Source organism: Leptospira broomii serovar Hurstbridge str. 5399 (assembly GCF_000243715.2).
GTDB lineage: Bacteria > Spirochaetota > Leptospiria > Leptospirales > Leptospiraceae > Leptospira_B > Leptospira_B broomii.
Genome location: NZ_AHMO02000004.1, coordinates 37,127 through 61,201, shown reverse-complemented (window position 1 = coordinate 61,201; position 24,075 = coordinate 37,127). Strand labels below are relative to the sequence as shown.

Sequence of the window (24,075 nt, the reverse complement as noted above, 5' to 3'; positions counted from 1 at the left end):
CGAGTCCATTCACGAGGAAAGTGTTCCGATTAAGTTTTGGATCCCTTCAAATTTCGTTCGGCTCGGGTTCAAGCAATGAAACGAAGGAAAAAGACCCTTTTCTAGAAATTGATGTTCCAGAGTTAGTTCCGTCAAAGAAATTGTTTTAGGTAAACTAATTGACATATTTTTAGTTTACCTACCTTTATGACATGGAAGAAACCACCGACGTGTTAATCTGCGGCTCCGGGCCGACCGGCTTAATGGCTGCTTGCCAATTAGCCGATCGGGGAATTTCACTTTGAATGAGATGGATTCCAAAAAGTTCCATTTGATACTTCTAAAGCGGAATTTGCCGGAATTCGATTTTTCATCCGAAGAGATTCCCGTGAAAGTTCATCATTTCAATCCTGAAGTCGAGCTGGATTTATGCGCCGTTACGGGAATGAAAAGTGGAATGATATTGGTTCGTCCTGATCAATATGTTTCTTTTTCGTCCGAAACTATTTCGATCGATCTGTTAAATCGATATTTCTCCGTTTTACATGAATCATAAAATTATAGAAAGCAGCTTGGCCCTGTTCTTAGCCCGAGGGTTCCATAAGGTAAATACAGATGAAATCGCGCAGGCTGCAGGCATCAGTAAACGAACGTTATATCGCTACTTCCCTTCCAAAGACGAATTAGTGACCGCGACGCTTGAACATTTTAAAATGCAAGTTCGCACAAAATTCATCCTCGTTCTATCCCAGAAGGAACTCCCTCCTCTCCATCGATTCAGGCAAATTCTTACCCAAGTCGCACAGGAACTTTCTAAAGTTTCTCCTAGCTTGATGGTGGATCTGCAAAGAGAAAGAGAGGATATATTCGCACAGATGGTGGAGTTTCGAACTGCGAATATCAGAAGTCTGATCGGCTTGTTAAAGGAAGCTCAGGAAAGAAAAGAAATTAACTCCGATCTGGATGTACCTTTCGCAATCGATATGCTGCTTGCTTCGATTAACACTTTGCTGATCCCGGAATATCTCATTTCGCATAATTATTCCTTCGATTTCGGGCTAGAGAAAATTACTCAGATTTTTCTAGACGGAATCATAATCAGAGAAAACGAACATTCATCTAAAAGGAGAAAAAAATGAAGAAAATTGGAAAAGCGATCGGCATAATCATAGCCGGACTATTGGCGATCTTACTAATCGCGTTCGGAATTATATTTGGAATCAGCTCCAGCCGATTGCAAAAAAGATATCCTGCTACTACAGGTACCGAACAATTCTCGCTCCCTACCGATCCGGCAAGTATCGAAGAAGGTAAACGACTCTATATTTCCCGCGGTTGTGTAGATTGCCACGGAGATAATCTGGCTGGTAAAGTCTTCGCGGAAGATCCGGCGATCGGACGATTCGCAGGATCTAATCTTACTCTAGAAACGAACGCATTCGGAATCGCGCGCGCGATTCGAAGAGGAATCGGAACAGACGGCCGATCCTTGATTTTTATGCCTGCCACTGATTATCAAGGATTAAGCGACGAAGACACTGCGCGTATCATTTCCTTTATCAAAAGCCGACCAAAGATGGATCAACCTTCCATACCGCAAAGCGTAGGGCCCGTCGGAAGACTTCTATTCGTTTTCGGCAAACTTCCTTTGTTGGCGAGCGCCGAACAGATATCCGACCAAAACAAACCTCCCAAGCGGATCCAGCCGACAATTACGATCGAATTCGGACATTATATCTCCGAGTCCTGCACAGGTTGCCACGGTTCGAACCTTTCAGGAGGTCCGATTCCCGGCGCACCGCCCGAATGGCCGCCCGCCCAGAGTATTACCGGCGAAGCATTAAGTAAATGGAATGAACGCCAATTTATTTCAGCGATCAGAACGGGTAAAAGGCCGGATGGTTCGATCATGAAAGCTCCGATGCCTTGGGAAAACTTCGCACATATGAGCGATATCGAGCTGCAAGCGCTCTGGTTATACTTAAAAACGACTCCGAAAGAAGGGAAAAAACTATAGCCGATTGCACATTTCTCGAATGAAAGATATTTTATCCTATTCTAAAGTATCTTAAAAAAACCGGGCGGCTCCCCTCCGGTGCCGGGCTGCTCCGGGTTCGCGGAGCCCCGCTCATCCGAACGAATATCGAACGCGGCAGAATATTAAAACTAAACGCGTTCGGACTTACGCCCTGCGCATCCCTGCCGCTGCCGATGATTTGATCGGATACGACTGAATTTAGAGATCCCCTTTATCCTTCTTTTCACGGAAGAAACTGAAAAATTACTTCGAGGAATCGATTATTCTAATCAAATCAGCTTCGACTTCCTTAGCGACTTCTGCGAGACGCGAAGAACTTGATAAGATCCCCAAAAGAGCGGTCGGTTTGATCATTCCGATCCTTGTTTTTCCTTTTTCCGAATAAACCGAGACTCTGCAAGGAAGCACCAAGTTCATTTCCATATCTTCCTTTAATACTTCATTAGCTTTCTGAGGATTGCAAATTTCGAATATTTGGCATTCATTCGGAAACTCTACTCCTTTTTTCCTCATAGTTTCTTTTAGATTATGAATATGTAAAACTCCGTATTTCATTTTTGTCACTGCCTCCTGCAAATCTTCAGATGCCTTTTGAACGGACTTACCGGTTTCTACGATATACTTCATTACAATCTCCTTTTATTATACGAAAGAATGAGTCGACTGCTTGAAAATCGGCGCCTAAAAATTCGAAGCTTTAGAACGGTGATTTTGCCAACGGGAGCTAATCCTTTATGATTTTCTCATTCTTTCGATTTACTCTTTACACGCTCCGGCCGAAGAAGTTCCCGATTCGTTTGAAATCGATCGAGAAGTTCTTATACAATAATAGCCGCTCTTAGAATATTTATCATTCCAAAAGCCAAAGCCCCTCCATCCTTACCCGTGTACTTTATCCGAATTACTATATTCAACTTCTATAAATCATATAGATTCCGATGACGATCATACAACCGCCAAAAACCCTTTCGAGGAGTTGGGAACTTATACTTTCGGCAATGTTCGCGCCGAAATATCCTCCTGCTATAAAACCGAGGGCGATCCAGAAGGCAGCAATCATATCCACATCGCCGGCTTTATAATACACGTACGTGGCTGCAATTCCGATCGGCGGTATCATGGCGGCTAAAGTCGTGCCTTGCGCCGATTTCTGGGTAAAACCCAAACTCCAGACCAAAGCCGGAACGATTAAAATTCCACCGCCGATACCTACTAATCCGCCTAAAAGCCCGGCCATTGATCCGATTATAAAAATCAAAATGAATTTCATGCACTTCCCTCTCCGTTTCCTTTCGAATTTTTCAGCGAGTCAAATCCTGCCTAATGTCTAAACCAGCTATTTTGCAAAACCGATAAGTGATGATTATCTTACTTATCCGGCAGAATGCAAGTTCTAGCAAGTTTTTATGCAGGAAACCTGGTGATCTTGATCCTCTCATTGCGATCCTTTGCAACGAATTTATACGTATCGAAACGGTTATTTCAAATTGAAAATTGTAATTCAGAATTAGCCGTTTCGTTTAAAAAGCAATAACTATGGGTGCGAATCCGTCTGACAAATATCAAAATAACCTGATACATCCATAATGAATATAACATTGACCGGCTATAATTTATACGTTAAAAAGAAACGACCGACGGCCATAGATAAAGGTATCTATGATGAATTTTTCTCAATCCCGAGTGAACTTCTCCATTAAAATAACTTTAGAAAGGAATGGCCGAGTAAAAATCATCGAACACTTAAAAAGGAAAATATGACATGAAACGAATATTATTAACGTTAACGATCCTCTTTGTCTGCGCCTCGCTGCAGGCCCAAGGGAAAATGAAGGGAAAGCACGACATGGATATGAAAGGTAGTCCTTGCTATGACGATCGACAAAAGTATTGCAAAGACATAGATCACGAACATTCAAAAATTCATGCTTGTCTCAAGAAGAATGAAACGAATCTTACTGCAGCCTGTAAAGAACACTTAAGCAAAATGGATCAAATGCACAAGGACAGCCCGTGTCGCGAAGACAAAGAAAAATATTGCAAGGGTTCCGAACACGAGCATGGTAAAATGCATGAATGCCTAAAAGAAAACGAGGCAAAACTAACCGCGGCCTGCAAAGAGCATATCGATCGGAAGGAAACGAATAAAAAGAAATAATTTTTTCTTAATTTCAGGCGACGGATCGGCTTCATTAAAACCGATCTGCCGTCTCTTCAGTATTAATCTTCCCTAGCCATTGCTCCCGAAAGGACGCCCTTCTCTTACGGATTTTTCTCAACTATACCCTTACTGCCCGTACTAAACTCCCGCAAAAATATAGAAAGGCAATCGACTCTCCCTCTTATAGCTCTGAAGTGATTTGAAACATCAATTCTAAGCTTGAGCTCGGCTATATTCTCTTCGAATTATCGCCGAATAGAGTCCAGTATTCTTATTTTAAGAATTCCAATTAATTTTAGGACTCCTAATTTCTGAATTTTGGAAAATTGTGACCTAATTCTTATTACTGCGTAATCGGTTTGTAACGATATCCGGCCATTCTGACACTTGAAACTAAAACACTTAAAATCGCCCTCAGAAAAGGGTTCAAAATAAAAACACACGGTAACTCTAAATGAAAAAAAGAAGAAACGGAGAAATTTCACTCCGTCCGATTCAGGATTCTATCTGCCGATTGCTCCTACTGGGAATTTATACGATTTGCGTTTCCGCAAGTTTTGCCCAAGGAGCACCGGAGAAGACTCAACCACAACCGACTGTCCCGCCGGCATCCCAATCAGCCGCTCCGGAACAGAAAGAAAAGCCGACTGAAGAATTCATGATCTATGAAGATTCCGAAGGGCAACTGTATACCAAGCCGGCCCCCGGTCGAGTTCCGAGTAAATTGAATAAAGGGATCAATAAGCACGATCCTAAATTCAATCCTTACCCGAACCACCTCACGAACCGGCCACTAGAACCCCAAAAGGAAAAATTGACCATCACTGGTCGTATTCAATTTCGCGGAATTTCTGCACAAGAAGGTTCGAACTATAGTAACGGCCATTCTGACTTCGGTTCCGTGGACTGGAACTTCCGTCGACTTCGTTTAGGTTTCCAATACCAAGGTAGTTCTTGGTGGGGAGCTCTTCTGAATATTCGCGGGGAAAATATGCTGAATAACCCTCAGCTGAATAGCTCGACGAATGCGGCTGGTCAAGTCACTTCAGTTTCCCTAAAAGACTCTCGCGGGTTTATCCAAGAAGCGGCAATCTTCTTCAATATTCCTTTCATGGGAGCTCGGATTAGCTTAGGGCAATTGCCTACGCAATTCCAAAGAGAATACCTAATGTCTTCGGCACAATTCATCGCTTTGGAGCGTTCTTACACGACCCAAGCTTATCCTCAGTTCGATGACGGGGTCGGAATTCAACTTTCTCCATTGAAAGATATTTTCGACGGTAAATATGAAAAACACTTAACGGTAAACCTCATGGTCGGTAACGGAAAAGGCGCGGGCGGGGACTTCGGAAACGGACGTCGTCAAGACCTTACTTATACCTTCGACGGTAACCAGCCGCTAATTACTTCGCCTACTTATTACGGTCGAGTTCAGTGGAATGTCTTCGGTGGACTCGTTAAACCGAATGGCGCAAACGTCGGTTGGCAAGAAGGAGAGGAAATATTTCAAAGAGAAGCGAAACTCTCCATCGGTGCGGCTCATATGCAAACCCGAAATGCCGCGTTTAGTAGTTCTCCAGGCTCTACCCTCGCGGTCGACGGAGCGGTTCCGAGAGGTTACGGTAACGTTACCATGTTGACCACCCAAACCAATCCCGATTGCGGAACGAACGGAAACTTCAACGTCCAGAACAACTTAACCACCCCAGGTCGCTGTAGACTAGACCTTGCAGGTAATACCTTCGACTACACCTTTACTTGGAAAGGAATTTACCTAAGCGGTGCTTATACTAGATTCTCCGGTGCAGCTTCCAATAATATGATCGGTTGGCAACAAACCGTAGGATACAATATAGCACTCAACGACAAGTTTTGGTTAATGCCGGTATTCCGTTACGACTATATGCAAGGCGATTTCAACAGAAACGGTCATATGGATCCGAGCGATTATAGAAAGTATTATTGGGTGGGACTGGATTTCTTCGGAGATAGACACCTCTTCAAAGCGCAACTATTCTATCAACTTCCTGTGCTTGAATTAGGTATAAATCCTAATAATGGAAACGCAACGGCCATCAATAACCAGACGGTTTACTTCCAGCTCCAAGGAACCTTTTGGACTGGGGTAACTTCGCCCGACTATCTGGACACACGTTTAGAATAAATGGAAAGGTATATACTTATGAAATTTCTTAAATTAGCGATCTTCGCTCTGGCAGCAGCATCCTTCTCCATAAACTGTCATAGCCACCAGGCGGATACTAGCTCCCTATTATTGGCTTTGGCAGGAGCCCAAACTGCGGACGGAAAGAATTCGATCGTTATTTTTGATACGACCGACGGAATTTCCTTCACCGGAAAATGCTATGATTCTTTCACCGTTGGTGGTGCGAGCGGGGTAAGCGGGCCGGCGATTTCTCCGACTGCATACTTCAATATAGTATTGGGTGGAACTGCCGCAAATAACGACTTCCATAAACAGAACACTAGCTCGAGCACCTGCGCTTCCGGAACGACCAATTTAGGTTTTACCGGAGGAGGAGTTCCTGCAATCGGATCAAGTTTCGCATTTAAAGCATACTATTGCGATCCGAACTATTCCGCTTGTAAATCGGCGCAGTGGAAAGCTGCGGGCTTTTAAACCGATTGAGGATTGTTCCATTTATGAAAAACCCTTCTCCTCTGGTTTAGGGTTTTTCATTTCTTTTTAGTACGGGAAATTCCCGGACGTTCTTATTCGTCTCATGTCCACCTAACCGTGGATTCTTCCGGTTGAATGACAAATCAATCACGTACGTCCGGAAGAAATCGAGATTCTGATGACTCGGAAGAATGCGTCATGCCATCTTAATTCCGAAGAAATCAGTTTGTAATAATACTCGAATAAGGTTACAAATTACGAGGAGAGCTCTTTTTAGATGAAAAATATAACCCTAAAAGTCCTTTTGCTTACTGCAGCGCTGCTAATTACCAGCTCTGCGTTCGCACAAGAAAAAAAAACAATCACAATCAAAGGCTCCGACACCATGGTCATCTTGGTCCAAAAATGGGCGGAAGCATATCCTGACAAAAAAGTACAATTTCAGGTCACCGGCGGCGGATCTGGAACCGGAATCGCAGCCTTAATCAACGGAACAACCGATATCTGCTCTTCTTCCAGACCTCTAAAACCGCAGGAAATTCAACAGTTAAAGGAAAAATACAATTCGAACGGCGTCGAAATTAAGGTCGCCGTCGATGGACTTTCCATTTATGTGAACAAACATAATTCTATTTCGAAATTAACGCTCGGCCAGATCCGGGAAATCTTCACAGGCAAAGTCAAGAACTGGAAGGATGTAGGCGGGGAAGATCATAAGATCATTCTCTATAGCCGCGAAAATAATTCCGGAACTTACGAGTATTTCAAAGATCATGTTTTAGAGAAAAAGGATTTTGATCCCGCCTCCCAGCATATGGTCGGAACTGCCGCATTAGTCAATGCAGTCGGTAAAGACAAATGGGGAATCGGTTACGGCGGTGCGGCCTATGCTTCGGACGTAAAGGATGTCGCGGTTTCCATAGATGAAAAAAGTAAGCCCGAACTGCCCACCGAAGTAAATATTCTCTCGAACAAATACCCTATATCTAGATATCTATATTTTTATCTTAGAGAAGTTCCGAAAGACGATACGAAAAAATTCGTCGATTGGGTGATCGGCAAAGAAGGCCAAAAAGTCGTTCACGACGTTGGTTACTTTCCTTTAAAGAAAAAGTAAGGGTCGGCAAAATAATTTAATGGGCAAATTCGAATCTCTTCTAAGATATCTATTTCATCCTAAAAAAAGAAGAGTTGATAGTATCGCCGAGGCGACGGTTAAGATCGTCGCCGGCACTTCGATTTTGCTCATTCTCCTTATTTTTCTTTTCGTATTCAAAGAGGCTTCTTCCCTATTCTTTACCAAATCGCCGTCGACCATTTCGGCGGAGAGTAATGCACCCGCGAGCTACGGTTCGGATACGCCGAGCGAATACAATCCGGACGGAGAGTCTCAAACTCAACTAGGGCCCAAGTTAGAATCTAAAGAATCGTCCCAAACCGAAACGGAGACTTCCCTTTGGGAAAGTCTAACAAGCTCTATCTGGCAGCCGATTTCTACGGTTCCTAAGTTTGGAATTCTACCGTTAATCGTCGGAACGGCCAAGACTACGTTTATCGCGATCCTGATCGGTGCTCCGCTCGCAATTTTAGCGGCTCTGAATGTGACCTTCTTTTTACCCGGAAGAATTCGAGAAATTATCAAACCGACGATTGAGCTACTCGCCAGTTTTCCGTCGGTCGTTATCGGATTCTTCTGTCTTATGGATGTCGCTACGGTTGTGAAAGAAGTCTTTGATTTGGATTTTCGATTGAATGCGATTACAGGCGGAATCGGTTTAGCGATAGCCGTAACTCCGATTATTTTCACGGTAGCCGAAGACGCATTAAATACGGTTCCACAATCGTACAGACAAGCTTCCTTGGCCTTAGGCGCAACCGAATGGCAAACTGCATATCGGGTGATGTTGCCTGCGGCTTTACCGGGAGTATTTGCGGCGATTTTACTCGGAATCGGTCGAGCTTTCGGCGAAACAATGATAGCATTGATGGCGACCGGGAATGCCCCTTTGATGTCTTTCGGACTATTCGATCCGACTAGAACGTTTGCGGCCACGATCGGCGCAGAAATGGGGGAAGTGATCTGGGGATCAAACCATTATAATATTCTGTTTCTACTCGGTGTTCTCCTATTCATATTTACTTTTTCATTGAATGCAGTTACTGAACTTTACGTAAAGAAACGGCTCATGAGAAAATTCCAGGGTTCTTGATGATTCGAAATCTATATACTGACTGACGGTTATCCCATTGAAATGGAAAAAAGTCCGCTTAAACCGCAAAAGACGACTCAAAGATAGAATCGGGACGATAGTTGCCGAAGGTATTCCGATGCTGGCCACGGTATTGATCGTCTCGATCATTCTTATCATGCTCGGAAATTTCGTATTTCGGGGAATCCTAAACGTTTCGTGGGAATTCTTAAGCGCCGTTCCTAAAAACAATAACCTGGAAGGCGGAATATTTCCCGCAATTTACGGAACAGTATATCTCGTTTTTATTATGATATTATTCAGTATTCCGATCGGTACGATGACCGGAATTTTTTTGGCGGAGTACACTGCGCGAAATTCTTGGTTCACCTCTACGGTCCGTTTTGCGATCAATACGTTGGCTGGAGTTCCCTCTATCGTATTCGGGTTATTCGGAGTCGGTTTTTTCATTCAATTTGTAGGTAAAGGAGTCGATTCCATCGCAGGGAATCCTTCTCCGGTCTGGGGCAAGCCTGCAATCATCTGGGCCGCCGCTACCTTAGCCGTTCTTACACTACCGGTAGTGATCATATCGGTGGAAGAAACGATGCGTAGCATCCCGAGGGAAATGCGCGAAGCAAGTCTAGCTTTGGGTGCCACGAAATGGCAAACGATTTGGAAATTAGTACTTCCGAATTCGCTTACAGGAATTCTAACCGGAGCGATTCTTGCCATCGGGCGCGGGGCTGGAGAAGTCGCTCCGATTCTCTTTGTAGGGGTCGTATATTCGCTTCCGGATCTTCCCACAAAATTGACCGATCAGTTCATGCAATTAGGATATCATTTATTCGTATTGGCGACCCAATCGCCCGATGTAGATAAGGCCCTTCCTAAACAATACGCGACAACTTTAGTTTTATTAATGCTCACATTCGGAATGAGTTTCTTTGCGACGTATTTTCGCTATCGGATTCGAAAAGGGAAACACAAAGCAAGTACATAATAAATTCGCTTAACAATAGAATCATGCGAGGAGAAATTCGCAGGTGAAAGACAGCCACAAGGTAAAAATCAAATCTCGCCATTTCAACTTTTTCTACGGAGAAAGCCAGGCTCTGCACGATATCTCCCTGGACATTCATGTAAAGAAAGTCACGGCTTTTATCGGCCCGTCCGGATGCGGGAAGTCCACTTTCCTCAGATCCATCAACCGAATGAACGACGTAATAGACGGAACTCATACGGAGGGAAAACTCGAGATCGACGGGATCAACGTTTATGATCCGTTGATGAACGTGGTCGAGTTAAGAAAACGGGTCGGCATGGTGTTCCAGAAGTCTTTTCCGTTTCCAAAATCCATTTATGAAAATATCGCTTTCGGTCTGAAACTGAATTATAAAATTCCGAAGAGCGAAATGGATCAGATCGTAGAGGAAAGTCTGCGCAAAGCGGCGCTATGGAAGGAAGTCAAAGATCGGTTAGACGACAGCGCCCTAGGACTTTCCGGAGGGCAGCAGCAGCGACTTTGTATAGCAAGAGCGATCGCGATGAACCCGGAGGTCATTCTCATGGATGAACCTTGCTCCGCCTTAGATCCCATTTCTACCAAAAAGGTGGAGGAGTTTATCAATGAATTTAAGGACTCGTATACGATCGTAATCGTTACGCATAATATGCAACAGGCGGCCCGTATCAGCGATTATACCGGCCTCTTTTATATGGGAAAATTGCTGGAGTTCGATACTACTAAAAAAATCTTCAATGATCCCTCTAAAAAGGAAACCGAAGATTATATTTCTGGCAAATTCGGTTAGTCGATATTCTTAATATTTATCATTTTTGAGGCTAAATTCCGTCCGAAAAATAGCTTTTCAAGTATAGTCATGTAACCTATAAAAAGGCCAGGACGAAACTTGTTGTGATGCGTGTAAAATCTTCAAATTTAGTAGAATCTCTTTCCGCAGTTCTTCTGCAACTTGCCGACGTTATAGCGAAAGTTTCGACCGACCAGTATTCTCTCGCTCTTCCTGTTCTTTGCGGCTCTTCGATAGGAAAACACGTCAGGCATTCTCTCGAATTCGTCGAGGCTCTCTTAAAAGGGAGAGAAACGGAAATCGTTTCGTACGATCGTCGAGAGCGAAACCTTTTATACGAAAAATCGCCAATCGCTGCGTCGGAGAGACTTGTCGAATTGACATCGATTTTATGCGCTCGGACTTGGTCGGGGCCGATGAGGCTTTCCTATACTGCGGACCCATACTCCGGGGAAGAAGGTAGAACCGAATCATTTTGGGAGCGAGAGCTTTTATACGTGCAAGAGCATACGATTCATCACGACGCAATGATAAGAATCGCTTTGGAGCACTTAGGCACGAAGGATGTTCCGAAAAGTTTCGGCTTCGCATTTTCCACGATACAATTCGAGAGATCGACGCCGATTCTTTCGGACTGGGATCCGGTTATATAAAATTCGGATGAATTCGGATCCTTGCGAAGAAGAACTATTAAGGCTTTCGGATCCGATGGAGTTTTGGCCGACTTGGAAACTTTATCTTCCTCTAATCCCCTGGATCGCACTACTAAGCTTCCGCTCGATTCGATTAGGTTCCCTTTCCTCTTTGGGCTTCGGAACAATCGCAGCCGCAAATCCCGGAATACCGTTAGGCGGGTTGGTCGGCGAATCGAAGTTCGATATACTCAATCGACTTAAACAGGATTACGTTTTAAGAAACTTTTTAGTTGATACTCCATTCCGCAATTCGGAAAACATTCTCGCTCAAATGAAAAAGATCGGTTTGGACTTTCCAATCATCATTAAACCTAATGCAGGCCAAAGAGGTCAAGGAGTAAGACTCGCGAGTAGAAGCGAGGACCTGCCACTTATTTTATCCGAATCTAATGTTCCGTTACTCGTTCAAGAATTTCATCCGGGTCCTTACGAAGCCGGTATATTTTATTACCGCTTTCCTTCGGAGTCGTCCGGTAAGGTATTTTCCATTACTAGAAAAGCTTTTCCTCGAGTCATGGGCGATGGTCGTTCTACGCTGGAAGAACTCATACAAATGCATCCTAGGTTTCGCATCCAGACTAAAGTTTTCAGAGAAAGATTTTCGCAACGTTGGAAAGAAGTCTTACCGAAAGGTCGTATTTTAAAACTCGCCGAGGCCGGCAATCATTGCCAAGGTGCCTTATTCTTAGATGGAAAGAATTGGATCACTCCCCAACTGGAAAGATCTATAGAAGAGGCGACTCGACCGTTTACCGGTTTTTACTTCGGCCGATACGATATTCGTTTTTCTTCGGTGGAAGAGTTAAAATCCGGAAAAGGATTTAAGATCATCGAGTTGAACGGAGTAACTTCCGAATCTACCAATCTATACGATCCGCGATTTTCCGTCGGAGAAAGGTATGCAATTCTATTTAAACAATGGCAACTGCTATTTAAAATCGGAAGAGAGTCCGAAGGAAAGAAAGCAGGCCTGTTCCCTATTTTACGAGCATTGTGGGATTTTTATAGAGGAGATAGAAAAGTTCCCGACCTTTCTAATTAAGGAAGGAAAGAATAAAAAATTGCTTTCTTCGATTTGTCTTAATGCGAATATAAAAATCTTTTTCCCGATCTGTTCCGGAGGTCAAAGCTTTGAAACATAGGTTCTTAAACTTAATTTTCTTCCTTGTTGGAGATCCTAAAAAAAACTCTCTCGAACACAGATTGTTTAACTCCGTCGCCCTAGTTAACGGGGCTCTCAACATATTAGGCTCGATCTTTCTCCCGGAACACGAATATTATCTTCGCATATTAATTTTAAATTTAATATCCGGAGCGGCCTTGCTCCTAATGTATTATCTTTCGCGCGTGAAGAGTATTTACTATGCCTTATACTGGCCGTTTAATCTTACGATTCTAGTTTATCTTTCGTCCGTTTGGTTTTTAAACGGCGGTTCACAAGGCGGAAATCACTATTATTTCATACCCGCCCTCGTAATCGCGACGATTCTACTTAGAGATCATAACGTATTCTTAGTCTACGGACTGTATGCATTGTTTACCATGGCTTTGTACGGAATAGAATACTTCCATCCGAATTTCATAGTAGAAGTTGAAACCCGGGAGATAAAATACTCCGATTTAGCGGGAAATTATCTTTTCGTCCAAATACTTACAGGAATATTGATATTCATTTTGGCAAGAAATCTGAACATAGAGAGAGCCAAGTCGGATAATTTGCTTCGAAACATTCTTCCTGAAGCAATCGCAGACGAACTAAAGAGAAACGATAAAGTCCTTCCCGTACGCTACGAAAACGTATCCGTTCTCTTTACCGATATGGCCGGATTTACCCAGATTGCGGAGACTATGACTCCGGAAGAACTCTTGAACGAGCTTGATTCATTCTTCAAATATTTCGATCGAATCTCTAAACGTTACGGTTTAGAAAAAATTAAAACGATCGGAGATTCTTATATGGCTGCCGGAGGTTTACCGATTCCGAATTTCACCCACGCGGTCGATGCGGTACTTTGCGGACTCGAATTTCAAGTGTTTATGAAACAACAGAAAATAGAAAAAGACGCAGAGGGTTTGCCTAGCTGGTCCTTACGACTAGGAATTCATACCGGAAGCGTAGTCGCAGGCGTGATCGGTACGGAAAAATTCGCGTACGATATCTGGGGAGACACGGTAAATACCGCAAGTCGAATGGAAAGTTCTGGATTGCCGGGAGAAGTTAATATCTCTAAAGAGACGTACGATCGAGTGAAGGATTTCTTCGATTGCGAACCGAGAGGATTGATAAAGGCGAAAAACAAAGGAGAGATAGAAATGTACTTAGTGAAGGGAATCAAGACGGAACTTGTAGACAATGGAACGAGGGACACTCCGAGCCATGCTTTCTGGCATCTCTATTCGGAATTGGAAGGAAAGGAAAAAAACAAAGTCAGTTGAAATGATCCCATCCTCCGAGTAAGGCGGAAGAATCGACCTTTGCATCGTAGGGAATCTCCTCATCGTAACCCGGATTTCTTTCTTTGTACTCGTTTCTTTCGTTGATTTGATTTGCAAAACGTTCTTCGACGCACGGAGAAATCGATTGAGGCGGAAATCTGTCAGGATTGTCTTCGATGTAACGAAGATAAGAACCTAGAATCTGTAGGAGGAGGTCCAACTCGGAAGAAAAAAATCCATAGATATTACCTAAGGTCATATTTCCGCTGCGATAGGAGAAAACGGATGCGAGAGAAAAAAGTTTTTTGGGTGCAAGAATCTCCAAACTTCTCCATGCGCTTGCGTCTCTGGTCGCTAAGGAAAATGAAAGGAACTCTGCGTTGATTTTAGAAATCGTTACGATAGGTGCATTTTGACCTATATACGGTTGATGGGAGCGGACGATACCGTCGATTTCGGCCGGATCATCCAAAATGAAGGACATACAATCTTGAGAATAAACATCATCCAATCTTCTAGCGACGAGGCCCGCGAGATACACGCAAATCTCGCCGCCCGGTTTCGAAGACAAAGGGCTCAAAAAATTTTCGAGCATCAAAACATGGTTCTCGAAGGTTCCTTTCCAAGAACCTTTAGGAAGTTTCGACAGGTCCATACGATCCTCCCAGTTCCTCTCTATAAGAACGATCCTTTTCGCAAAAAGTTAAGCAAATTTCGAATTTTTTTATGAAGCTATATAGATCCTTTACTCTAGTTTTGATTTTTTTTTCCTTAGAAAGCTGCACATCCTTTAAGGAATGGAGAATGACCGAAGAAGAAGCCTTCGAAGATTTTTCCAAATCCGGAATTCGGTATCGGGATATATCCTTGCAGGACCAACGCCAGGATACGATTCATTCGGTTGCGGTAGGATGCGACGATAATTCGCCCAAAGATATTCTAGTCTTCGTGCACGGTTCTCCGGGAAACTGGATTCATTACTGGAGCTACTTAAAAGATTCGGAATTGCTTCAAAGATATTGCATGATCGGCATTGACCGCCCCGGATTTGGAAGATCGGGAAATCCTTTACCTGATATTAATCTTCAGGCTAAACGAATTATAGATTCCTTGTCCTTACTTCGGATTCCCCGTCCGAAAAAGAAATATATACTAGTCGGACATTCTTACGGCGGTCCAGTCGCTGCAAGAATTGCGTCGCTTAAAGAAAACAAGATCACTCATTTAGTATTATTGGCTGCCGCCCTAGATCCGGAGAAAGAAGAATTAAAATGGTACAATCGGCTGGCGGATACGAAAATAGCCCGTTTGCTGCTGCCATCCCCTTGGATCGTCAGTAATGAAGAAATGATCCCGATGAAAGATCAGCTGAAGGAGATAGAAGCGGATTGGAAAATGATCCGGTCCGCTACTTACATTGTACAGGGAGGAAAGGATACGTTAGTTGATCCAGCAAATTTAGAATTCGTCCGACGCCTATTTCCGAAAGGGTCCGTTAAGGAAGAAATTTTTTTACCGGACGGGGATCATTTTTTACCCTGGAACAGTTTCCCGCTTATAAAAAGGATTTTATTAGATATTGCTCAAGAATGAATGGAGAATTCTCATAATCTATATCACAAACATACTGTATTATTATGATTCGAACCCACCTATCTTAAAAGCAAAGATGCCAAAGTTTGTATGAGCTCCCACGGATTTGCGCGTAAGAAAAATACTTGAAACTTTTCGGAACCGGTGCTAAACGCGCGATTCAGCCCGTAGGGCCGGGAGGGTACCACCGATCCGGCCCCCGCCCAAAAAGGGCGGGGACTTCCAAAATCCCCTCAACAGTCGGAATCAAAGAGTCAAATCCTCGTTTTTCCGAGACAATTCCTTTATTTGAGGGGAATTGAGCTCCTTTTTTATGAAAATCAAGTATTCTCAACTTGACAATTTACTCATTATAACAGAATATATTTCTATTATAATGAAAATATTATTACGAAATAAAATCGCTTTTCTGTCAAATAATCGCCCACTTTCGCTTCCGGGCGGATTGAAAAGCGAGGTTTGTGCGAATTGAAAATGATCTCAGTCAATACGGAAAACATGTTCGCGTAAACTGCATGATAGGTTCGGAAATCGTATCGAATCGGAAGACGATTCAAAATCAAATAGAACGAAATGAAATATTCATTAAATTGTTCGTTTCCAAATCGGAGACGGCACATTCCCGCCCGACGATTCTGTCAGAATTTCGACTTAGGGTTTTCAGTTTTGTATTTACGAATCTTACGAACGTCGTAACACTAATCGGATTGAAATTTCCTTTCGGGAAAAATAAAGAACAATAAATCTATATAATACTTTATCGTTTAAACGAATGAGAAAAAGAAAATATACTTCGGAGATTTTACTATGAGCAGAAAAATAATAGTCGCATCGATGATAGCCTTCGCATTTTTATTCGGGTGCAAGAAAGGCGAGGCCCCTAACCTACCCGGAGATAGAAAGAATTTAAAAATCGGAATCTGTCCGGGCCCTTATGGAGACCTCCTTAAGAAAGCGGTTTTCCCGATTTTAGAAAAGAAAGGATACCATTTCGAAATCGTGCAATTTAGCGATTACATTCAGCCCAATTTAGCGTTGGCGGGCGGAGATATCGACGCGAATCTATTTCAACACGTTCCATATTTGAAAAAATTCTCCGCAGATAAAGGATTAAAGTTGGCTGCCATTATCAATGTTCCGACCGCCCCCATGTCCGTCTTTGCTGGAAAAACAAAGCACCCGAAGGATTTAAAAGACGGCGGTTCGATAACTCTTCCTAACGATCCGACAAATCAACTTAGGGCGTTAAAGCTTTTTGAAGAACTTGGACTTATAAAGGTAAACCCTGGGGCAAACCCGGCAAAAGCTTCCCTTAAGGATATAGCGGAAAATAAAAAGCGGATCAAATTTTTGCCCTTGGAGGCAGCTCAACTTCCTCGCTCGCTCGAAAGCGCGGATTTTGCCGCGATCAACGGTAACTTTGCAATCGCATCCGGATTGGATCTGACAAAGGCTGTAATCTTGGAGACTTTAGCTGAAGAACACAAAAACATTATCGTAGTACGAGAAAGTGAAAAAGATTCAGTTTTTGCAAAAGACATCATAGAATCGATAAAGTCCCCCGAATTTGCCGCAGTTATAGATAAGGATTTTAAGGGATTCCAAAAGCCAGAATGGTTCGGACAGAAAAAATAGACGAGTCAAAGAACGGTAAAACGATATTAGAATTTCGAAATGTATCGAAATCGTTTTCGAAAGCGAATTATCGCGCCGTAGACGATATAACTCTTTCGGTTCGGAAAGGAGAAGTTTTCGGAATTATCGGACAAACCGGAGCGGGTAAAAGTACCCTGCTTCGCTTTGCTAATCTTTTGGAAACACCTGATGCCGGTCAGATACTATTCGAAGATAAAAATATTACCCATTTAAAAGGTGCCCTCCTTCGGGAGCACAGAAGAAACGTCGGGATGGTATTTCAACAGTTCCAACTTTTTTCCAACAGACAGGTATTCGATAATATCGCCTTACCCCTGAAAGCGGCAGGTTGGAAACAAAGGGACATTGATGATCGAGTCGTCGAACTTTTGTCTCTGGTTGGAATCGGCGACAAGAAACATTCCTACCCTGCACAACTTAGCGGAGGACAGAAGCAAAGAGTCGGGATTGCAAGAGCTCTCGCCAATCGCCCACATCTTCTACTCTGCGACGAGCCGACGTCGGCTTTGGATCCCGAAACGACTAGATCCATTCTTAGTCTATTAAAGCAGATCAACAAAACTCTGGATGTGACGATTCTTTTGGTTACTCATGAAATGGGCGTAGTGCGCGATGTTTGTGATACGGTCGCAGTTATGGAACAAGGTAAAGTGGTGGAAAGCGGCTCTTGTTATTCGCTTTTTGCAGATCCTTTAAATCAAGCTACAATAAGACTTACCGGCAATGTATTATCGACGTCGATTCCCGCGGAAACTCTCGCCAGGACTAACGGGAGAATTCTACGTATCGTATTGAAAAACGAAGTCGCAACTCAGCCGATTTTGGGAAAAGTCATTCGCGCGACAAATATCGTTCCCAATATTCTGCACAGCAACGTGGAATATATTTCCGGTCAACCGATCGGGATTTTCTATTTGGAAACGGATTCTAACGACGGGACTACCGAAACGATACGATCCGCCTTTATCCGGTACGGAGCATTAGTAGAGGAAATCTTTAAGTGAACTTTGCAAAGTGGTACGAACTATTACCCGATTTATATGCGGCATTCGGACAGACATTCCTTATGCTTGGGATTTCCTTAACCGCGGCATTGATTCTCGGAATCCCGCTCGGGTTTCTGATTTTTTTAACCGATAAAGGAATCTTCTTACGAAATAAACTGTTGAATGGGACGTTAGGAACATTCGCTAATCTTATCCGATCCATACCTTTCGTAATCCTATTAGTCGCTTTAATTCCGATAACATTAGCCGTTACGGGAACTACAATCGGACCGCTTGCCGCTTCAGTTCCGCTCTCTGTCGCGGCTATCCCGTTCCTTGCAAGACTTGTCGAATCCTCTTTACGGGAAATTCCTGACGGAGTTTTGGAAGCAGCCGTATCGACGGGAGCCCATTTGGTTTTAATCATTCGTGAAGTACTTCTTCCGGAGGCATTACCCGGAATTCTTTCCGGAATCACGGTAACAACGATCAGTCTACTCGGCTATTCGGCCATGGCAGGTATCGTCGGCGGAGGAGGAATAGGCGATTTGGCGATTCGATTCGGCTATTATCGCTACGAAGACGACATCATGTTTTCGACGGTGGCCGTTTTAATTATAATCGTTCAAATCTTTCAATGGGCAGGAGATAGATTGCGAAAGAAGAGCGATAAACGGGTAAGAAGCTAGACTATCATTAAATTCGAATCGAATACCCGAAAGCCCAGATAACGCTATGAAGCGGTATCCTTTGTGCCAGATGATGATTTACTAACGCTTGCTTAATATTCGGATCCAAATTCGAATTTGCGATCGAGTTAAGTACGAACTCATTCGCCGTGCCGTAACTTTTGGATGGATCGACCGTCAATCCGTCGTTCGTATTTGACGGTAAAGGAAGAACCGTGCTTGCCCCCGGAACAACACCGACGGTTTGACCGCCTACGATATTCGGATAATAATAGTTATTATCTATCATATAAGTGTTCGGCCGATAGACGTCCGTTAAAGAAGCGAAGAAAGAAGCGTACTTAACCAAGAGTTTAAAATCGATATTTTTAAACCCGGATCTTTTATCGATATTATCGTTATAATACTGATACCCTAGGTCGAGTCCAGGTTGAATCTTAAATTCCTTCGTTATATCGTATTCATGATGCACGGAAAACCTATGAAACGTAGTTCCGTTGAAGGCGTTCGTAGGATAACCGGAATCCGTATCGTTCTGCCCGCCTATCGCGGCGCCGCCTATTCTTTCGGAAGTGAATCGAATATTAAAGAAATAGGAAGGATTTAAGTACGTCAAAAATGGGAGATTCCAGCCTACCGTAAATAACCCTAATGCGAAAGTGGGCTGACTATTGGCATAGTAAATCATTCCCACGTTAAAGTCCCCAAGACGATTCGTTTTCCATTTATAGAGCAGAACGGCGGCTAACGAGTCCCTTAAACCGTTTGTTTCCTTTCTTTGCCTATATACTCCCGGATTCTGCAAAGCTTGATTTAAGCTCACGTCAGGAGCGTACGGAGCCGCCTGAAATCCCCCGTCGATATCGCGGTTGGATCTCCCGTTAAGCGGAGAATATTCTCTAATCGTTAAGTGTAATCCTTCTAAATTCGTGGGAATATTGACGGCAGTATCCAAGATCAGAGACTTTGGCATACTGGAATATTTAAGATCCCCTCGTCTAGCATAGGCATTCCCATACAGGCTATTCCCGTTTATAAAAACGTCGTTTGTCACTGACTGGCTCCATGTTAAATCAAAGTCACGCTTTTTTTCCGATCCCGGGATCTCCGCAACTTTCAAGGTGCCCGTGCTCGTTGTAGGTTGTTCAATTGCCTCCGATCTAACGTGACTAGCAATATCCGACTTCGGAATTCGAATCGGAATCCCATCAACTAAAGTAAATATATAGTAATCATTCCCTTCTTTTTCGAATTTTAGATCGGATATTTTTCTACCGGACTTCAGGATGATTTCATCGGCAGAGAGCGATTGAGTTAACAATATTAAAAATAATGTCAACACTAAGAACAAAAAAATTTTACCGACGGTCTTCATAGTATTCAATACCTCCAAAACAATAGTACAGTTATTTAATATTCCATGGTATTTACGCATTTTCGACCAACGGTCGTTTTTTAAATAGGGATCGGTTAGACGTGATAGCTATCAAAACGAAGCCCAATAACTCGAAGGTCGCGCCGGCTATCCCTAGATTCGAGACCGAGGAATGTGCAACGATTGTCGAACCTACTAATGAACCTAATGAAATTCCCACGTATATCGCTGACGCGTTCAAAGATAGTAATACGGAGGACGATTCGGGTTGCAAAGATACTAATCTAGACTGCTGAGCGGGAGTGAATGCCCAACCGGCTAAGCCCCAAAGAGCAATCAAGAGAAAAATAATTACCGTCCTGAGTTGGACCGAGGCAATGCGATCCATATAAGATAAACTTAAAAAAGCAAAAAATAGGATTAGCGACGCACTTAATACGACATTCCTTGCCCCTCCCTTATCGGAAGAATACCCGCCGATCTGATTTCCTAAGGCGGATGCGAAGCCGAATGTCATCAGCACGAAACCGATCCCGCTTGCAGGAAGTCCGATTATCCGGTGTAAATACTCGGCAAGATAAGTGTAGATGCTAAATGCTCCGCTCAATCCCAAGATTGTTAAGAGAAGAATATTTAGGATTCGACCCTGTCGCAAAAAAGATAGACGCTCTTTTAAAAGAATAGGCCTAGATGGAGATTGTTCGGGTAAAAAGAATAAGACGCCTAGTAAGCTTAGGCTCGCGAGAACGGCAACGCCCAAAAAGGTGGCCCTCCAGCCGAATTCGCTACCCAGAAACGTTCCGAGCGGTACTCCCAAAACAAGGGCGATTGTCATACCGCTATAGACAAAGGATAAAGCTCTCCCTCTCCGCTCCGGCTCGACCGCGTTAGCCGCGTATGCGCTCGCAGTGGGCATAAATAAGCCTGCGGAAAGTCCTAAAAAGAAACGGATCAGCAGTAAACTAATGAAACTATCTGCAACTGCCGAAAGCAGATTCGAAAGAGTAAAGGCGATTAACCCCAAGGAGAGGCTGGTTTTTCGATTTAAGTTTCCGGTTGCCATTGCGAGAATCGGAGAGCCAAAGGCATAGGTGAAAGAAAAAACCGTAACGAGATAGCCTGCTTGCGCAATCGATACGGATAAATCGGAAGCCATTAAAGGTAAGATTCCGGCTATCATAAATCCCTCTGTTCCTACTGCGAACGCTCCCAGCGCCAAAGATGACAAAAAGACAGGCATTACGAACCCCCAATAGTTCAATTATATTTGAACTATTGAACTACTGGATTTTTTGTCAACCAATAGTTCAATAGTTCTTGAATTATAAAACTGTTGAGAATACTAGAGATAATCGATGCCAAAGCCGTTTTCACATCCTACTCCTGATCAAATCGAACTCTCCGCAATCTTCGAAGCGGTCAGTGATCCGATACGTAGAAAGATTCTTGTGAGACTCTCCGAGTTAAAGGAGGCTAATTGCTCTACTTTTCTGGAATTTGCCCCCAAAACGAATCTTTCCTATCATATAGGAAAACTCAGAGAGGCCGGGATTACTAAAACTCGCTTAGAAGGAACGCAAAAGTTCCTGTCTTTACGGGAACAAGAACTGGAACAAAAATTTCCTGGATTGTTAGAGGCGATTCTTAGTAGCGCTCGCTATGAGAAAGACTAAAGAAAGTTTTTCGGAAAGCGAACTTACAGAATCTAAGAAAGCCCGATGACCCTTGGATCGCGAACTGTCCTAATTGGCTTCGATTCTTGGCGGAAAATTCGAAGCACTAATATCTTCTTACTGGATGCGAATTCAGAATCGTAAGAATTAAAATCTCGGCCCTTGAACGATTGCTTCGTATATTCTCCACCTTTTTTCCTGATAAATCCGAACGCATCCGATCCGGATGTCTCAGATAGAAAGACGGGCTTAGAGAATGTTTGTGACGGCGGTTAAAGAATATTTAGCAACGTATTCAGATTTATTTTATATCGATAAGCGTCTTCTACTTGAAGAAACATATAAAACTTAGGGTCGCGATCTCTCTTCTCATCTAGTCGATCCGAGAAGCTATCATCCTAATTTTTACAAATATCGCAATTATTACATTCAGGAAGATTCGCACCAAAGTACTCGTAAACGAATTCTCTTCTACACTTATCCGATTTCAAATATTGAAGCATTTGGTAAAGGCGGTTTAGACCGGCCTTCTTCCTTTCCTCTCTCAGTTCTTTCGAAAGAAGTTCCTCCGGTAGCTCACCTTCGATTCGAAGAGAATTTCTTTCTAATTCTCCGGAGGTTACTCCGTGTCGTTCGAAAAGGTTTAAGACTGTCTGCAATCGATGATCGCCTCGATTTTTATGTACTACTTTCGCCTGGAGTTCTTCATAACTAATGGAAGAAAGCCGGTCTCCAAGCTGACACATGGTTCGGAAAGTTCTGAGAATGAAGGATTCGTCCGGATTCTGCCATTCTATAAAATCCATCAACACGGCAAGATCGTCTTGATTATAAAAAAGATGACAATCGGACGATTTACCGTCGCGGCCTGCCCTGCCTATCTCTTGATAATACGCCTCCAGAGAGGACGGAAGTTCCGCATGCACAATCGTTCGAATATCCGGCTTATCCACTCCCATCCCGAAAGCGTTCGTAGCCAAAAGAAGACGATCTTCCGACTTTAGAAATTGATTCTGAATTTTCCTTCGTTGTTCCGACGAGAGTTGTCCATGATAAATTTTATACGCGATTTTTTTTAAATCCAGCTTCTCGGCGAATTTCTCCAAATTCTTGATAAGATTAAAATAAACGATGGTGTTTCCGCTCTTCTCCTTCAATAAAGATAGGATCGCCTCGGTTTTTGAAGACTCGTCCAAGAACGTTTTGACGTCCAAAAACAGATTCGGCCTGCATATTCCTTCGTTATAAATTTGAATTTCGGACTCGGATAATCCGATCTGCCGAATAATATCCGACTGAATCTCCCTGGTCGCCGTCGCTGTAAGGGCGATCGTAACAGGATTATGTAATACGTTTCTAAACTCGGAGATCTTAGTATAATCCGGACGGAAATCATGCCCCCATTGACTGATGCAATGTGCCTCGTCGATCGCCAATAGGGAAATTTTTCTCTTTTGCAATGAATTGATAAATTCGGACTTTCGAAACCGTTCCGGAGAAACATAAACAATCTTGTATAATCCTTTCCTTATATTTTCGTAACGCTGAATTCTCTCGGGCTTGGATAAGGAGGAGTTGATGAATTCCGCGTCGATTCCGAGTTCCTTTAGTTTTCCCGTTTGATCTTGCATAAGAGCGATCAGAGGGGAGATTACGATTGCTAGTCCGTCCAAAGCCATGGCAGGCATTTGATAGCAGATCGATTTTCCCATTCCTGTGGGCATCACTACCAGACAATGTTTGCCGGATAGAATATCCTGTATAATTTTCTCTTGCGTAGAACGAAACCGGGAAATCCCGAACAATTGCTTCAGGGCGGAAATAGAGAGCATTACAGTTACGATATCTCAAGGCTCGGATTCGACAAGCCTTTGACTTTTTTCTTTCGATCCGGCTTTAAATGCAGAATGTTCTTAGCAAATCTTGTTAAGCGGCCCGGCGGCCGACCGGAGTCAATCAGTCGATCTTCCCGACCTTTCACTAACAAAATCCGGATGCAAATAGTAAGGACAAAGAGAACTGATGTATTCCGCCGCACAACAAAACTGCAAACCGGACAATTCCGGAAGGGATTGATTGTAATTTTGGATGTCGCTTAGAAGAAGTCAATCTTATTCGTTATATTAGATAGACCCCAATTAACTATCAGA

General features: G+C 43.3%; 26 protein-coding genes. 20 read left to right on the top strand and 6 right to left on the bottom strand.

The window, feature by feature from the left end; translation table 11 throughout:
- Positions 1-191 precede the first annotated feature (191 nt).
- Genes LEP1GSC050_RS21260 through LEP1GSC050_RS00410 form a run of 4 tightly spaced genes read left to right on the top strand, consistent with a single transcriptional unit; the run spans position 192 to position 1,996 of the window.
- Positions 192-284: an FAD-dependent monooxygenase gene (locus LEP1GSC050_RS21260; protein ID WP_156895919.1), complete on the top strand. Its 93-nt coding sequence runs from the start codon at positions 192-194 to the stop codon at positions 282-284.
- Positions 281-535 (top strand): hypothetical protein, encoded by a 255-nt coding sequence (locus tag LEP1GSC050_RS00420; protein ID WP_156895918.1) that lies wholly within the window; start codon positions 281-283, stop codon positions 533-535. The genes LEP1GSC050_RS21260 and LEP1GSC050_RS00420 overlap by 4 nt, the downstream gene beginning before the upstream one ends.
- Positions 525-1,118 (top strand): TetR/AcrR family transcriptional regulator, encoded by a 594-nt coding sequence (locus tag LEP1GSC050_RS00415; RefSeq protein ID WP_010569094.1) that lies wholly within the window; start codon positions 525-527, stop codon positions 1,116-1,118. Before LEP1GSC050_RS00420 ends, LEP1GSC050_RS00415 begins: the two co-directional genes overlap by 11 nt.
- A complete protein-coding gene (locus tag LEP1GSC050_RS00410) occupies positions 1,115-1,996 on the top strand; it encodes a c-type cytochrome (RefSeq protein ID WP_010569093.1) in 882 nt (293 codons plus the stop codon). The genes LEP1GSC050_RS00415 and LEP1GSC050_RS00410 overlap by 4 nt, the downstream gene beginning before the upstream one ends.
- 264 nt (positions 1,997-2,260) lie before the next feature.
- Here the strand turns inward: LEP1GSC050_RS00410 and LEP1GSC050_RS00405 are convergent, their stop codons facing one another.
- Entirely contained in the window at positions 2,261-2,644 is a 384-nt protein-coding gene (locus LEP1GSC050_RS00405; RefSeq protein ID WP_010569092.1) for a DUF302 domain-containing protein, read from the bottom strand.
- A gap of 283 nt (positions 2,645-2,927) precedes the next feature.
- On the bottom strand, positions 2,928-3,287 hold the full coding sequence (locus LEP1GSC050_RS00400; RefSeq protein WP_010569091.1) for a sulfite exporter TauE/SafE family protein: 360 nt from the start codon (positions 3,285-3,287) through the stop codon (positions 2,928-2,930).
- A 492-nt stretch (positions 3,288-3,779) separates the two neighbouring features.
- Between LEP1GSC050_RS00400 and LEP1GSC050_RS00395 the strand changes: the two genes are divergently transcribed.
- From LEP1GSC050_RS00395 to LEP1GSC050_RS00350, 10 genes are all read left to right on the top strand, one after another.
- On the top strand, positions 3,780-4,175 hold the full coding sequence (locus LEP1GSC050_RS00395) for a hypothetical protein (protein ID WP_010569090.1): 396 nt from the start codon (positions 3,780-3,782) through the stop codon (positions 4,173-4,175).
- A gap of 457 nt (positions 4,176-4,632) precedes the next feature.
- Positions 4,633-6,342, top strand: a complete 1,710-nt coding sequence (locus tag LEP1GSC050_RS00390) for a hypothetical protein (RefSeq protein ID WP_010569089.1) — start codon at positions 4,633-4,635, stop codon at positions 6,340-6,342.
- 18 nt (positions 6,343-6,360) lie between these two features.
- Positions 6,361-6,819: an LA_3150 family lipoprotein gene (locus LEP1GSC050_RS00385; protein ID WP_020986915.1), complete on the top strand. Its 459-nt coding sequence runs from the start codon at positions 6,361-6,363 to the stop codon at positions 6,817-6,819.
- Positions 6,820-7,096: 277 nt separating this feature from the next.
- On the top strand, positions 7,097-7,936 hold the full coding sequence (locus LEP1GSC050_RS00380; RefSeq protein ID WP_010569087.1) for a phosphate ABC transporter substrate-binding protein: 840 nt from the start codon (positions 7,097-7,099) through the stop codon (positions 7,934-7,936).
- A gap of 19 nt (positions 7,937-7,955) precedes the next feature.
- On the top strand, positions 7,956-9,029 hold the full coding sequence (gene pstC, locus LEP1GSC050_RS00375) for a phosphate ABC transporter permease subunit PstC (protein WP_010569086.1): 1,074 nt from the start codon (positions 7,956-7,958) through the stop codon (positions 9,027-9,029).
- A 37-nt stretch (positions 9,030-9,066) separates the two neighbouring features.
- Complete coding sequence (gene pstA, locus LEP1GSC050_RS00370) at positions 9,067-10,011, top strand: phosphate ABC transporter permease PstA (RefSeq protein WP_010569085.1); 945 nt, start codon at positions 9,067-9,069, stop codon at positions 10,009-10,011.
- A gap of 43 nt (positions 10,012-10,054) precedes the next feature.
- Positions 10,055-10,822, top strand: coding sequence for a phosphate ABC transporter ATP-binding protein PstB (gene pstB, locus LEP1GSC050_RS00365; RefSeq protein ID WP_010413283.1), 768 nt, complete (start codon positions 10,055-10,057; stop codon positions 10,820-10,822).
- A 107-nt stretch (positions 10,823-10,929) separates the two neighbouring features.
- Positions 10,930-11,475: a hypothetical protein gene (locus tag LEP1GSC050_RS00360; RefSeq protein ID WP_010569084.1), complete on the top strand. Its 546-nt coding sequence runs from the start codon at positions 10,930-10,932 to the stop codon at positions 11,473-11,475.
- Positions 11,476-11,482: 7 nt separating this feature from the next.
- Positions 11,483-12,559 carry an ATP-grasp domain-containing protein gene (locus tag LEP1GSC050_RS00355; protein WP_010569083.1) on the top strand — a complete coding sequence of 359 codons (1,077 nt, stop codon included), beginning with the start codon at positions 11,483-11,485 and terminating at the stop codon, positions 12,557-12,559.
- Positions 12,560-12,648: 89 nt separating this feature from the next.
- Positions 12,649-13,953 (top strand): adenylate/guanylate cyclase domain-containing protein, encoded by a 1,305-nt coding sequence (locus tag LEP1GSC050_RS00350; protein ID WP_010569082.1) that lies wholly within the window; start codon positions 12,649-12,651, stop codon positions 13,951-13,953.
- Here LEP1GSC050_RS00350 and LEP1GSC050_RS00345 read toward each other — a convergent pair.
- Positions 13,946-14,608 (bottom strand): hypothetical protein, encoded by a 663-nt coding sequence (locus LEP1GSC050_RS00345; protein WP_010569081.1) that lies wholly within the window; start codon positions 14,606-14,608, stop codon positions 13,946-13,948. The genes LEP1GSC050_RS00350 and LEP1GSC050_RS00345 overlap by 8 nt on opposite strands.
- Positions 14,609-14,679: 71 nt before the next feature.
- On the opposite strand from LEP1GSC050_RS00345, the gene LEP1GSC050_RS00340 reads away from it, so the two are divergent.
- From LEP1GSC050_RS00340 to LEP1GSC050_RS00320, 5 genes are all read left to right on the top strand, one after another.
- A complete protein-coding gene (locus LEP1GSC050_RS00340; protein ID WP_040910797.1) occupies positions 14,680-15,546 on the top strand; it encodes an alpha/beta fold hydrolase in 867 nt (288 codons plus the stop codon).
- A 461-nt stretch (positions 15,547-16,007) separates the two neighbouring features.
- Positions 16,008-16,289, top strand: a complete 282-nt coding sequence (locus LEP1GSC050_RS00335) for a hypothetical protein (protein ID WP_156895917.1) — start codon at positions 16,008-16,010, stop codon at positions 16,287-16,289.
- A 64-nt stretch (positions 16,290-16,353) separates the two neighbouring features.
- Entirely contained in the window at positions 16,354-17,181 is an 828-nt protein-coding gene (locus LEP1GSC050_RS00330; RefSeq protein WP_010569078.1) for a MetQ/NlpA family ABC transporter substrate-binding protein, read from the top strand.
- Entirely contained in the window at positions 17,160-18,206 is a 1,047-nt protein-coding gene (locus tag LEP1GSC050_RS00325; RefSeq protein WP_010569077.1) for a methionine ABC transporter ATP-binding protein, read from the top strand. The genes LEP1GSC050_RS00330 and LEP1GSC050_RS00325 overlap by 22 nt, the downstream gene beginning before the upstream one ends.
- Positions 18,203-18,877 carry a methionine ABC transporter permease gene (locus tag LEP1GSC050_RS00320; protein WP_010569076.1) on the top strand — a complete coding sequence of 225 codons (675 nt, stop codon included), beginning with the start codon at positions 18,203-18,205 and terminating at the stop codon, positions 18,875-18,877. The genes LEP1GSC050_RS00325 and LEP1GSC050_RS00320 overlap by 4 nt, the downstream gene beginning before the upstream one ends.
- Positions 18,878-18,884: 7 nt before the next feature.
- Here the strand turns inward: LEP1GSC050_RS00320 and LEP1GSC050_RS00315 are convergent, their stop codons facing one another.
- The gene (locus LEP1GSC050_RS00315) at positions 18,885-20,252 is read right to left on the bottom strand and encodes a hypothetical protein (RefSeq protein ID WP_010569075.1); all 1,368 of its coding nucleotides are present in this window, start codon (positions 20,250-20,252) and stop codon (positions 18,885-18,887) included.
- A 52-nt stretch (positions 20,253-20,304) separates the two neighbouring features.
- Complete coding sequence (locus LEP1GSC050_RS00310; RefSeq protein WP_010569074.1) at positions 20,305-21,492, bottom strand: MFS transporter; 1,188 nt, start codon at positions 21,490-21,492, stop codon at positions 20,305-20,307.
- A 115-nt stretch (positions 21,493-21,607) separates the two neighbouring features.
- On the opposite strand from LEP1GSC050_RS00310, the gene LEP1GSC050_RS00305 reads away from it, so the two are divergent.
- Positions 21,608-21,925 carry an ArsR/SmtB family transcription factor gene (locus tag LEP1GSC050_RS00305; protein WP_010569073.1) on the top strand — a complete coding sequence of 106 codons (318 nt, stop codon included), beginning with the start codon at positions 21,608-21,610 and terminating at the stop codon, positions 21,923-21,925.
- Between the two features lie 398 nt (positions 21,926-22,323).
- Here the strand turns inward: LEP1GSC050_RS00305 and LEP1GSC050_RS00300 are convergent, their stop codons facing one another.
- Positions 22,324-23,757, bottom strand: a complete 1,434-nt coding sequence (locus LEP1GSC050_RS00300; protein WP_010569072.1) for a RecQ family ATP-dependent DNA helicase — start codon at positions 23,755-23,757, stop codon at positions 22,324-22,326.
- Between the last annotated feature and the right edge of the window lie 318 nt (positions 23,758-24,075).